Raw genomic sequence first — 12882 nt, 5'->3', positions numbered from 1 at the left:
CGACACGATGAATAGCTCTGTTGACGCAGTATATGAAGGAAAAGTTATCCTGCGACAACCCATGCACAGTTACCGCGCAGGATTGGATGCCGCTTTTTTAGGTGCTTCCGTTCACGCAAACCCGCATGAACGTATTCTAGATGTAGGGTGTGGTGTCGGTACAGCATTACTGTGTGCCCTTTATCACCAACCTCATGCGCGGGGATGCGGCATCGAAGGTACAGAAATATTTGCAACACTCGCCAAAGAAAATGCAGATACTAACAACCGAATTTGTGTAATCCACCATGCAGATATTTTCACAAAGCCTTCCGTGCTTGGAGACCAAACCTTTGATCATGTAATCACGAACCCACCCTATCACAGCCATGAAGGGTGTACGCCATCACCGCATGCACTCAAAGCAGTTGCTGCCGGGGAACCCCAGAACGGCTTAGTTCCCTGGCTTAATTATTGTATTAGGCGTTTGAAGCCACGGGGACATTTAACCATGGTTCATCGAACTGATCGACTGGACGAAATTCTTGCGCATCTTTACGGGCGTATGGGAGAAATTACACTGGTGCCCCTTTTCACACAACCTACCCACGCGAAACGCATTCTCATTCGCGCACGCAAGAATGTTTGTGGAGGTCTTACACTTTGCCCTGGGATCCACATTCACACCAAGGATGGCAGTTATACACCTATTGCTAGAGGTATTTTATCTGGGGAAACTAAAATAGATCTTTTTTCATAAGTGTTGGTGTTGGTAACCCAATATGAGAAAAAGCCTTCGCTGTCAGTTGGCGGCCCCGCGGTGTGCGTGTGACAAAACCCTGTTGAATAAGATAAGGCTCAATTACGTCCTCGATTACATCTCTTTGATCAGACAAGGCCGCTGCAAGGGTATCTAGCCCCACCGCTCCCCCATTTACTGTTTCTGCAATGTATGACAGATAGCGCCGATCCATCGTATCTAGCCCCTCATGATCTACATCAAGGCGTTTGAGTGCAGCATCAGCAACAAAGGCATCCACAGAAGAATCATCGCTTTCCATGGCGGCAAAATCACGAACCCGGCGCAACAACCGCCCCGCTATACGAGGGGTCCCTCGTGAACGCCGAGCAATCTCATAAGAGCCCTCCGGTGTAAGGTTCATCTGTAGCTTTTCTGCTGCGCGTTGTATGATGCGTGCAAGGTCATCGACATCATAGAAATTCAACCGCACAGGGATGCCAAACCGATCACGTAAAGGACCCGTGATAAGACCCGAGCGCGTAGTCGCCGCCACTAAGGTAAATGGGGGCAAATCAATACGAATCGCCCGCGCTCCAGGACCTTCTCCTACAACAATGTCTAATTTAAAGTCTTCCATAGCAGGATAAAGTATTTCTTCTACCGTTGACGAAAGACGATGAATTTCATCAATAAACAAAACATCGTGTGCCTGAAGATTTGTGAGAATAGCAGCCAGATCTCCTGCTTTTGTTAGTGTTGGGCCTGATGTAGGACGAAAATTTACCCCCAATTCATTCGCTATCACATGCGCAAGGGTTGTTTTTCCTAAACCAGGAGGCCCATGAAATAACACATGATCAAGTGCTTCGCCGCGCTTGCGTGCTGCACGAACAAAAACGTGTAAATTAGCACATGCTTCTGATTGACCCGTGAAGTCAGCAAATGACTTCGGGCGCAGAGCCGTATCAAATGCAGAGAAATCATCTTCACGTGCATCAGCCACTACAAGACGATCAAGTGTCATGGTATCTTCTCCTATCGTTGTGCCAGATGACGTAAGCACGCACGAATAAGAGCACTTTCATCTCCTGTTTCTGGGTTGTCCCCAACTACCTGCTGTACCGCACGCGCAGCGTCATTGCGCGTGTAACCAAGATTTGTAAGCGCCGATACTACTTCATCGTGGCGTAGCGGAGAAGGTATATGGTCTCCCCGTATTCCTATTGAACGAGGCAAAGCCATTGTACCCGCTTTATCTTTCAACTCAGTAACCAGACGTGTTGCTAACTTGGGACCAACCCCATCGGCCCGTGTGAGAGATGCCTTATCTTGTGCTTGCAAAACATGTACAAGCTCAAGAGGGCGAAATAAGGAAAGAATGGCAATAGCCATACGGTTACCCACTCCTTGAACACTGCGCAACAACTGAAAACAGGATTTTTCCTCTAAGGACGCAAACCCGTATAGATGGATAAATTCTTCACGCACAATGGTGTCAATAAAAACTGTTACAGTGCCTTCGATACCCACAATATCCCCACGCGTGTGCCGCGAACAAAAAACATCATAGCCAACGCCATGGACATCAAGAACAATACCTGATTCACTTTCATACGCTACTCGTCCCGTTAATTGGGCAATCATGATCCATATGCTTTCTTTTGAAATGACAGCGCATGCACATGACACAAGGCCACTGCTAACGCATCCGCTGCATCAGGAGCCAGTACCCCATCTGCATTCACCGCCCTTGGCAAGAAATGTCGGACCATCGTGTTTATTTGATCTTTTGAGGCGTGGCCAGATCCTACGATTGCTTTCTTAATATGATTGGCTGTGTATTCGCTCACAGGTATATCATGCACAGCTGGTACCATAAGCGCAACCCCTCGCGCCATTCCTAGTTTGAGCGTTGAGGCAGGGTTCATATTCACAAAAATTTCTTCAACTGCTGCCTGAGAGGGCCTGTAGTTCCTAATCACACCTGATAATTCTGTAAATATCACACCCAGTCGTTGGGCCATAGCCAGAGTGGTAGGAACGCAAATAGTTCCGCTAGCAATATAATGGTAGGTGGTATCCACAACATCGATAACCCCCCACCCCAGATTGCGAAGGCCGGGATCAATTCCCAAAACACGCACTAATGAGCCTCATTCAAGACAGCAACGACCGCATCTGAAAGGTGCATATTTGTGGATACTGACTGGACGTCGTCACTTTCTTCGAGGGCATCAATCAAGCGTAATACTTTGCGCGCAATATCCGCATCCGTAATTTCTGCGGGGCTTTTTGCAATCCACTGCAAACCTGATGATTCTGGTGAACCCACCTTCTTTTCTAAGTCATCCCGCACCTGATGAAACGTATCTGCTGTGCAAAAAATAGCATAGTTTTCTGCATGCACTTTCACATCTTCTGCACCAACAGTGAGAGCTGTTTCAAAAACATGCTCTTCATTTCCTAATGACAGAGGGTATGTGAAGCATCCCATACGATCAAACATAAAGGCCACGCTATTTGATTCCCCTAAATTTCCCCCATATTTACTAAACGCCGAACGCACATCTGAGGCTGTACGGTTGCGATTATCTGTAAGTGCGTCCACAATAATTGCAACCCCTGAAGGTCCATAGCCTTCGTAACGCACGTCTTCGTAGTGCGTATCATTGGCACTACCTGTGGCTTTTTTTAACGCACGCTCAATGGTGTCTTTGGGCATATTGTTGGTACGTGCATCCGCAATCGCAGACCGTAACCGAGGATTAGAATCAGGGTCGGGGCTTTCCTTACCTGAAACTGTTATCTCACGAATGATTTTTGCAAACAGACGTGCCCTCTTTGCATCTTGAGCTCCTTTGCGGTACATTATATTTTTAAATTGCGAATGTCCTGCCATTATCGGTGGGGAATATTTTTATAATTAATACGCCAAATGCCGTTTTTGTGCAATGGTATGCCGTGAATATTTAACCAAAACAACACTAAGGAAAAAAATTCTATGCCCGCAAAGCACCTTCATAAACAGTTTTCAAAAGCATTTCCTGGTCTTGTCCCTTGGGTCATTTGGGTTTTTGCTATTTTATTTTATATGTACCAAGTTATCTTGCGTATTAGCGCGAGTGTTTTTGCTGATGACTGGGTTACAACCTATGGAATAGGCATGAATGAGCTTGGAATGCTGAGCGGTGTTTTCTACTATGCCTATGGAGGAATGCAGATTTCATCAGGGCGCCTCATGGATAAATGGGGGGTGCGCAAGATGTTAACATTTGCCGCCCTCATGTGTGCATTTGGCAGCTATATTATGGCACTTGCGCCTACGTATACGATTGCCATGATTGGGCGATTTTGTGTTGGTGTAGGATCGTCATGTGGTTACCTGGGGTGCCTTAAGATTGCGACCCTTTGGTTTTCCCCGCGTCAAACAGGTCTAATTGTTGGGCTTTCATTCAGTTTTGGTATGATCGGAGGTGTTCTTGGAAACACTCCCTTAGCGTTGCTCAATCAACACATGCATTGGCAAGATATTCAGATGTATTTTGTGTGGGTCGGCATCGGTATTGCAGGACTTGTATGGGTTGGTATTCGTTCACCCAACAAACATGATCTTATTACGAAACTGCGTACTCGCACAGCACCTGCGCGAGCAACACCAACTAAAAAGAAGAACACGTCTCTGGTACACAGTTTGATGATCATTGCAAAGACACCGCAAGCATGGGTAATGGCTATTTGTGGGATGCTTATGTATGTACCCATTGCAGCCTTCACAGACTTATGGGGTATATCCTATTTTCAAACAACCCTCGGCATCAGTGAAACAGAGGCATCTGCTATTAATTCGCTCACCTTTTTGGGTATCGTGTGTTCAGGACCTATCTATGCCATGTTATCCAACCACTTGCGATCGCATAAAAAAACAATGCGTATCAGTGCTGTATGCCTCTGCTTTGCTTTTGGTGGTATTTTAATTGCACCTATTCTTCCCTCGACACTTGTCGGGTTTTTAAGTTTTCTTTTTGGGTTCTTTTTTGGTGGAGAAATCTTGTGTTACGTTGCTGTCGTCAGTCTTTTTTCCAGAAGCATCAGTGGACTAGCAAGTGGGTTCACGAATACCGTCGTAAATTTGAGTGGTATTATTTTCCAACCGCTTGTCGGGTATATTTTAGCCGCATTAATAGAGGGGAGTACCCCAACAAGTAGTACCTACCAAATCGCCCTTTTGCCTGTTTTTGGATGTATTGTTCTTTCAGTAGTGCTAACATTTTTTATGATTGAAACATTTCCCCCGAAAAAGAAAATTGCCGAATCCAGACATCATACGATTGCCGAAACACAAAATCCTGATAAGAGTAAATTATAGCGTTTAGTTTCAGACGAAAGTTCCTATATGCCCATTGCACAGGTACGCAAGCACATCACACAAAAATACCCACAGGTTATTCCTTGGGTTATTTGGATGTTTGCTGTTGTTTTCTATTTGTATCAGATGATCTTGCGGATCAGCTCAAGCGTTTTGGCTGATGATTGGATCACAAGTTTTCACATTTCAACAACAGAGCTTGGTCTTTTGAGTGGGGCCTATTATTATTCATATGGAGCTCTGCAAATTCCAGCAGGGATTGCCATGGATCGTTGGGGGCCACGCTCCACATTAACGATGGCATCTCTGATTTGCGCCCTCGGATGTGTGATTATGGCTACGGCATCCTCTTACGGTATGGCTTTTGGGGGACGCTTTATCGTTGGCGTCGGAGCTTCGTGCGGATTTTTAGGATGCCTAAAAATTGCATCTTTGTGGTTCCCTCATTCACAGATCGGTCTCGTCGCAGGTCTTACCACAAGCTTGGGCATGATTGGTGGGATTATTGGAAACGTCCCTTTTGCCGCCTTAAATGCCCTGCACACGTGGCGTGCCATCCAATGGGCCCTTGGCCTTATGGGTGTATTTATTGCACTTACAATCTGGATGGGAATCCGCAATCATCACCCTGGTAAAAGCACACATGTTCGTGAAAGCGCCGAGGGTGCGCCCTTGATTCCTGCGAATGAAACTATCAGAGACAGTCTTGGAAAAATTATACAACAGCCACAGTCATGGATCATGGCGTTGTTCGGGTTTTGTATGTACACACCCCTGGCGGCATTCACGGACCTCTGGGGAATTTCATTTTTCAAAGCAACATTGGGAATTTCTGAAAAAGACGCATCCTCGTTGAATTCCCTGACGTTTTTAGGGTTAATGATTGGAGGGCCTTTGTTTGCTATTTACGCCGATTATGTCCAGTCACACCGCCATGCGATGCGCACCAGTGCACTTTTATTCAGTCTTATGTTTGGTCTTTTGATTTTTTCTCCCTGGTTTCCCACACTTGTGGTTGCTAGCTTATGCCTTCTTTTTGGTGTGAGCTTTGGTGGAGAAGTCATCGCTTTTGTTGGGATTGCAAATACCATGCCACGAAAAATAAGTGGCTTATGCAGTGGATTTACCAATACCATTGTTGTGTTAAGTGGTGTTCTCTTCCAGCCTTTTGTTGGATGGTTATTGGGGGTTTTTAGCAGTGGCCAAAGTCCTGATAGGACCGCCTATATCTTGGCTTTTTTGCCTGCGTGGGTTTGTACGTGTTGTGCAATTGTGCTTACGTTTTTTATGATTGAAACACACCCAAACAAACGAAAACCACACACATCTCCCTAAGTAACCACTCGTTAATCTCGTAGCTTCACCCGGGCAGAAGATGTTTCCTCTATAAACCAGGCGTGTTTTTTATCATGCCTTACCACGGGTGTGGTCAGAGTAATGCGTGTCACATTTTTTCCCGCATCGATAATAACCCAGCCCTTCATCGCAAACGGCGCTTGAGTAAAAATCAACAAAACCATCCCCTTGTTTGGATCTTCTTTTTCCACAACACGCAAAACAACCTCGTTTCCTTCGCATGATGTTCCTGTGACCCTTACATTTGCCGAAAGACTGATGTGTTTGCTAAGAAAGAAAGCCGCAGGCGTCGCATCAATCGGAATGTTTGAGAGCTCCTGAAAGCGGGGGTTGACGTGTGTTACCCACTTATTATTGATATAAAGGTGCTCAATTTCAGGCGATTGGTAATCAATACGCAGCAACCCTGGACGTGTTACCCATATTATGCCTGTTTTCGGAAGTTCTCCGGTTTTTTCTTGGCGAAACGATGCTTGCCACTGCTTGTGTGTGTTTAAATACTGTTCGGCTTTTTCTACCCATTTCTGTGCGGAAACATCTTTGGCTGCCTTTGTTTTGGAGGGCGAAAAAACAAGAGTGAAGATAAGAAAAAGAACACTCTTCATCATGACCAAACTCCGAATTTTTCTTGATTTGCTTGTATTATATTTTCATCCAACCCAGCAATCAGGGTTTCAAATTCCTGATGCCAATTAAGAGAGGCTCTCAGTGTCATAAAAACACCACCCATTCCAACAGTTGCACGATCGAGAAAAACAAATTCATGCGGGGGAGAAACACCTCCTTGTGCCCGCAATTCCTGAAAAACAGCTGCTGCCAATGTCCGTCCTTTCGTACTTGTGTATTCTTCGTCAATAGGACGCACACGATCATCAAGAAGCGGTGCATACACATATCGCGACCACAAATTAAGTGTTTCAATCACTGCGGGTGATAGGCCCTTAAATCCCCATTGCTCATATGCCTCAGCACACGCGGCCTTGTCGTCATTCAGCAACGCACGGTACAGACGAATCACACCCATCACAAAGCGCGGCGTAAATCGCCTCACACAGCCAAAATCATAGATATTGAGCGTGTCTGTAGAAAGATCAACACTGTAGTTGCCTGTATGGGGATCGCCATGAATGACACCACAGGTATAAAAAGGAATATACCACGCCCGAAACAATGTTTGTGCACAGACGTTACGCCACTCCTGAGATTGGTCCATAACTGCGTACACAGGCGTTCCGGAACAGCGCATCATCGTCAAAAGTTTTTTGGTTGAATATTCAGCATACACCCGGGGCACACGCACATGCATACCACCACCCAACATAGCTGCAAAAATACGCGCGAAAAGATTCGTATTTTTTGCTTCAAGATCATAATCAAGTTCTTCGTAAAGGCGCTGTTCAAGCTCACTGACCACGTTTTGTACATCAAGAGCCGGCGTTTGTCCTTGATATACGCTGAGAAAGCGGTGGACGTGGGCGATATCTGCGCAAACCGTATTGTGCATGTCAGGATATTGGATTTTACACACAAGGTCTGTGCCATCACAATGTTTGGCATGGTGCACTTGACCGAGGGAGGCAGCCGCAAAAGGCTCAGAAGAAAATGACTGAAACATATCATGCGGCGAGCGCCCAAGTTCTGCCGTCATGCGGCGCAAGGCAAAATAGGCACTCATCGCCGGAGCATTGGTTTGTAACTCCCTAAAACTATCTCTGTATTCATCAGGAACAGCTCCTGGAATAGAAGCTAGCATTTGTGCAATTTTCATAATCGGACCCTTGAGAGACCCTAGAGCTTTTTTAATGGCTTCTGCATGGTGTATGTGGTTTGCGGGGATTCCTAGGTAGTTTTCTAAGAAGGCGCGCATGGCCAAATTTCCCAAAGAAGGCCCCAACGTTCCAAGACGATTCCATTTCCCTGTTATCGTCTTATCAGACATTTTTATCCTCTTGTTGCTAAAGCGAAAAAGAGTTTCCACACCCACATGATACTTCAGCGTTGGGGTTAATCACAACATATGCGGCCCCCATGAGATCTTCTTTATAATCAACAGTTGAACCCTGGAGAAGTGTAAAAGAAGAGGGATCTACATGAAGAGCAACCCCAAAAGAATCATTCGCAAAACACCTATCGTCCCCTTGTACGAGGGTATCAAAACGAAAACGGTACTGAAATCCAGAACAACCCCCACCCAACACCTCCAAGCGTAGAAATGATCCAGTAGGCTCATGGGTCAAGGATTTTTGAATTTCAGCAGCAGCACGGTCTGTGAGTGTTAGTGTGGGCATTGCTCCCCTTCTGATGCAACCATGTGTTTATCCAAATACCCAAGGAGCTGATCCAAGGCCCACTTTTGCGCCTGTGGGTCCGGTTGTAGACTGGCGCCATGACTGACGTGAGCTTGAAAATAGGTCATAAATTCATCCCATGGTTTGAAGTCATGAGAGATCTCTGCCTCCATATCATTTTTATGCACAGCATCAAGGGGTGCGAATCCACGCAGAGGGTTTTGTGTATCGATCAAAATTTGACCATGCTTGAATGTTTGTAGCTTATAGTAAGCATAATCACCAAACACCTTATCAGCAATAAAGCGACCCAGCGGATTAATAAGTCCTCGTCCCAATCCCTGGTATGCGGACCAGTTGTATAAGACCTGGGACCAATAACTCCAAAATGGGGTGAAATTAATGCGGTCAAAACTATGATGGGCACCCTTTGCCTCGACCACACGAACGTGGTGATGCTTTTGGCCAGGAAGTTTTTTCATACGCGCCACATAGTTATAAATATTGTGCGCCGGCGTATAGTCATCAGCGCCAGCAAGAATGAAAAAGAGCTTGCTTTTATGGATGGGAAGCATTTCTTGGACAACAATTTGTGGATAAAAACAGATTGCCGCATTGTATGACACGTGAGGCGCAACAGCATTAACGAAAGAGGCACGTGCGCTCATTTCAACAGCCATTCCCCCTAAAGACCACCCTATAACAAAAACATTCTTCTCATCAATATAGGGTTGTTTTTTCATGTAATCAACAACCCGCACGATATCCATGGCATTTGATTCAATGTGAAACGTTTTAATGTCCATGGGGTTGCATTGACGCCCCTTAGCGGCAAAGTGATCAATCACAGCAACAACATACCCACGCTGTGCCAAGATCTGCGCATACCATAGTTGCAGGTGTAGACTTCCACCACTGCCATGACTCAATACAGCCAGAGGATAGTGCGTAGAACCTGAGGTGTCGTACTTTGTTGGTGTTACCATAATCACAGGAACATGCGTGGGAGCCTTAAAAAACTCCTGCGTCTTAAGACTAAGCCACACCTTGGGAACCATCGCGCTTGGTGGCAGATGGTAGCTCGTCAAATGTAGCGTGTGCATCTCAAAAAAGTCCAGTCCGTCCACCTTCATCGATCGAGAGACTCCTGGATTAAAAGCATTTTTCTGTCCCGTATAGGGATCGGGAAGCGATTGTTGCGGAGCACTGTTTAGTTCTTTTGCTACAGCATACATAGCCTTAGCAACATCAGTGCGGTTCGTTTGATCGATAGGGGTTGCATTAAGGAGGTTGCTGGCGAAGAACCCAAGAATCACCATTCTTGCAAGAGTGTAGAATCGTTTCATCATCAATCTTTCTTTGTATAAGACAATAGCTTTACATACACGAGATCTTCTATTCTCGCAACATGCGTTCAAGACCTTCTCAGGCTATTTATAAGGTCATCCCTAGTGCCACATGGATTTTTTGACGCAATGAAAGGGGAACAAGCATAATAACTCTGTCTCCGGAACGCAGTATCGTAGCATCTGATGGATAAACGAACCCCTCAGCACGCAAAAGACACCCTATTCTTACCCCATACCCACGATGAATATCACCCACAGATTGGCCTATAAGTGCTGTTGATTCAGCAATACGCACCTCCAAAACTTCCCCTAAGTTTTCATTCAAGGAATAGACTTGGTTGATGGCCTCTCCTTTCAAGGCCTCCATAACCCGCGAAAGCGTTACAGCCCGAGGATTGATGACACCATCAATGCCAAGACGGGGCACAAGGGGAGCATAGGCTTCGTTATTGATGAGCGACAACACTTTGTGTGCGCCGTGGTTTTTTGCCAACAGCCCCGCCAGCGCATTGACACGATCATCTTGGGTAAGCGCAACAACAAGATCAGCCTGGGATGTTCCAGCCTCTTCTATTATCTCTGCATCCAGAGCATCGCCACAAATAACCGTAGCATCGGAAAGCTCTTCAGAAACATACTGTGCGCGAACCATATCTCTCTCGATGATTCGCACATCAACAAAGTTGGAATCTTTTTCCACAATACGGGCTAAATTATAACCAATCTGCCCCCCACCCAAAATAATAAGGCGCTGAGAGTCTTGGTTCTCAAGACCAAATGCACGCATCAAAAGGCTTGTTTGGCTGGCGGGAATGCAAACATATATATCGTCATCCTCAAGAATAACATCGTCACTCTTAGGAATGTGTGCCTGACCTTTACGTAAAATACCAAGAACAGTGGCGTCAAGTTGCGGAAACAAATGAATAATATGTGAAAGAGGCGTGTTCACAATGGGAGAATTTGCCCGACACCGGGCACCAATAATGTAGACTTGTCCTGAAGCCATTTTTTGTGCAGAAAATGAGCCCGGGATACGTAAACTTTCGTTAATGGACTCTGCGACCTCTAATTCAGGGGAAATAACATGATCAATCGAGAGGTTTCCTGCATCAAAAAGATGCGACCATCGAGGCATTAAATAGGCATGATTACGAATCCGTGCAACTTTCTTTTTGGGGGGGAACAAAGCATGAACAACCTCACAAATAGCCATGTTCATTTCATCAATCTGTGTTAGGGCCAAAATAACATCAGCAGATTCTGCACCAGCACGCACCAATACACTGGGGTGTGATGCACGCCCACATACCGCCTGAACATCCAATTCCTCAGAAATATCACGGATTATATCTGGATCACTGTCAATAACCGTTACAGCATAACCAGCCTTGGAGAGATAGCGCGTCAAGTAATATCCTACGCGGCCAGCACCGCAAATGATAAGAGACATAGACTATTCCCCTCCTGCGGCGAGACGAATCATATTTTCGCCACGCTGGATACGAAGATCAGTTACTTTTTGTGCAAGGCTTTTTTTTAACTGGCTAATCCCCGTAACTGATTTACCGTTGATCGTTAGAAGGACATCATGCACGCGAAAGCCTACACGGTGAGCGTGGCTGTGAGGCGCAATAGCAATAATAGCAACACCTTGAACCATGATATCACGATCTTGGGAAAAGTTAAGAGCTGGGGATAGTTCTTCAACTGTGGCCCCCTCAAGAAGAGGGTCATCAGTTATTGTATAAGGCTTCTGAGATGACTCGGGAGCTGATGTAAGTGTTACTTTTGTGGTATATGTTTTGTTATCGCGGATATATCCGTAAGCAAGTGTTGCGCGCGCATGATTGCGGAAAAGACAAAACTGATGGGACGCAGGCGTTTTCAGCGCGTGACCATCAATGTGCATAAGGATATCCCCACGGCGAATTCCCGCCTTTTCTGCGGGAGATCCTTTGTAGACTGCTTTTACTAACGCCCCCATCCGTGTGGGAAGCCCCATGGCTTTTTGCATTTCTGTGGTCACTGGTTGACCTGAAATACCATCAAACGGGTATGTAATTTTCCCATCATGATCCACAGCGCGCAAGATGTGCACGATGAGTTCCGCCGGTATCGCAAAACCAGCAGGGGCCGCAATACCATCGGCAAGGATAGCTGTATTAATACCGGCAAGCTTTCCCTCAAGCGTAATAAGGGCTCCGCCAGAGCTTCCTTGTGCCAAGGATAAGTCCGCTTGAATAAGATTGCGAAAGTCATTGGGGCGCACTTCCGTACGACCAAGGGCAGAAACAATGCCTGCTGTCACTGTGTGATTGAGACCGCGGGGATTCCCCACAGCCAAAACACCATCTCCCACACGCAAAGTATCAACGGGGGCAATTTCAAGATACGGATAAAGTTTCTTTGTTGATAGTTTCAGCTTGAGTGCCGCAAGATCAAAGCGCTCATCGGACACAACCAAATCAGCCTCTTGTTCTGTACCATCTTCAAAAACAACCATGATAGAGCCCGCATTTTTGACCACATGGGCATTCGTGATAATCGTGCCATTCGAGCGCACAATCACACCAGACCCTAATGAGCGCTGAATACCACGTACCCGTTGTTGCGGACCAAAAACTTCCCCAAAAAATCCAGAAAAAAGACCGGTGGTTTTTTCAACCACGCGCGTTGTATAGATGTTGACAACTGCTGGTGCTACTTTTTCAACTATCGGCGCATAACTAACAACCGTTAAGTTAGCCGCTAGCTGTGTAGTGAAAAATACACATGAAAAAAACCAACTACGCATGGATA

General features: G+C 45.9%; 13 protein-coding genes. 3 read left to right on the top strand and 10 right to left on the bottom strand.

The window, feature by feature from the left end:
- Positions 1–7 precede the first annotated feature (7 nt).
- Positions 8–739, top strand: a complete 732-nt coding sequence (locus H6849_02065) for a methyltransferase (protein USO01806.1) — start codon at positions 8–10, stop codon at positions 737–739.
- On the opposite strand, the gene ruvB is transcribed toward H6849_02065, so the two are convergent.
- The 4 genes from ruvB to H6849_02045 are packed head-to-tail and all read right to left on the bottom strand — an operon-like array spanning position 717 to position 3620.
- Positions 717–1745, bottom strand: coding sequence for a Holliday junction branch migration DNA helicase RuvB (gene ruvB, locus H6849_02060; protein ID USO01805.1), 1029 nt, complete (start codon positions 1743–1745; stop codon positions 717–719). The genes H6849_02065 and ruvB overlap by 23 nt on opposite strands.
- An 11-nt stretch (positions 1746–1756) precedes the next feature.
- Complete coding sequence (gene ruvA / locus H6849_02055) at positions 1757–2365, bottom strand: Holliday junction branch migration protein RuvA (protein ID USO01804.1); 609 nt, start codon at positions 2363–2365, stop codon at positions 1757–1759.
- A complete protein-coding gene (gene ruvC / locus H6849_02050; GenBank protein ID USO01803.1) occupies positions 2362–2865 on the bottom strand; it encodes a crossover junction endodeoxyribonuclease RuvC in 504 nt (167 codons plus the stop codon). Before ruvC ends, ruvA begins: the two co-directional genes overlap by 4 nt.
- On the bottom strand, positions 2865–3620 hold the full coding sequence (locus tag H6849_02045; GenBank protein USO01802.1) for a YebC/PmpR family DNA-binding transcriptional regulator: 756 nt from the start codon (positions 3618–3620) through the stop codon (positions 2865–2867). The genes ruvC and H6849_02045 overlap by 1 nt, the downstream gene beginning before the upstream one ends.
- A gap of 102 nt (positions 3621–3722) precedes the next feature.
- On the opposite strand from H6849_02045, the gene H6849_02040 reads away from it, so the two are divergent.
- Complete coding sequence (locus H6849_02040) at positions 3723–5087, top strand: MFS transporter (protein ID USO01801.1); 1365 nt, start codon at positions 3723–3725, stop codon at positions 5085–5087.
- Positions 5088–5114: 27 nt separating this feature from the next.
- The gene (locus tag H6849_02035) at positions 5115–6422 is read left to right on the top strand and encodes an MFS transporter (protein USO01800.1); all 1308 of its coding nucleotides are present in this window, start codon (positions 5115–5117) and stop codon (positions 6420–6422) included.
- An 11-nt stretch (positions 6423–6433) separates the two neighbouring features.
- Here the strand turns inward: H6849_02035 and H6849_02030 are convergent, their stop codons facing one another.
- The 6 genes from H6849_02030 to H6849_02005 all read right to left on the bottom strand — a co-directional run bounded on the left by H6849_02030 (position 6434) and on the right by H6849_02005 (position 12877).
- A complete protein-coding gene (locus H6849_02030) occupies positions 6434–7051 on the bottom strand; it encodes an outer membrane lipoprotein carrier protein LolA (protein ID USO01799.1) in 618 nt (205 codons plus the stop codon).
- Positions 7048–8382: an AarF/ABC1/UbiB kinase family protein gene (locus H6849_02025; protein USO01798.1), complete on the bottom strand. Its 1335-nt coding sequence runs from the start codon at positions 8380–8382 to the stop codon at positions 7048–7050. Before H6849_02025 ends, H6849_02030 begins: the two co-directional genes overlap by 4 nt.
- Positions 8383–8398: 16 nt before the next feature.
- A complete protein-coding gene (locus tag H6849_02020; protein USO01797.1) occupies positions 8399–8731 on the bottom strand; it encodes an iron-sulfur cluster assembly accessory protein in 333 nt (110 codons plus the stop codon).
- Positions 8719–10080 carry a prolyl oligopeptidase family serine peptidase gene (locus H6849_02015; GenBank protein USO01796.1) on the bottom strand — a complete coding sequence of 454 codons (1362 nt, stop codon included), beginning with the start codon at positions 10078–10080 and terminating at the stop codon, positions 8719–8721. The genes H6849_02020 and H6849_02015 overlap by 13 nt, the downstream gene beginning before the upstream one ends.
- A gap of 85 nt (positions 10081–10165) precedes the next feature.
- The gene (trkA, locus tag H6849_02010; GenBank protein ID USO01795.1) at positions 10166–11533 is read right to left on the bottom strand and encodes a Trk system potassium transporter TrkA; all 1368 of its coding nucleotides are present in this window, start codon (positions 11531–11533) and stop codon (positions 10166–10168) included.
- A gap of 3 nt (positions 11534–11536) precedes the next feature.
- On the bottom strand, positions 11537–12877 hold the full coding sequence (locus H6849_02005; protein USO01794.1) for a trypsin-like peptidase domain-containing protein: 1341 nt from the start codon (positions 12875–12877) through the stop codon (positions 11537–11539).
- Positions 12878–12882: the final 5 nt, after the last annotated feature.

It is taken from the genome of Alphaproteobacteria bacterium, from assembly GCA_023898725.1.
GTDB lineage: Bacteria > Pseudomonadota > Alphaproteobacteria > JAUHZC01 > JAUHZC01.
This window is presented reverse-complemented; position numbering and strand designations above follow the sequence as displayed.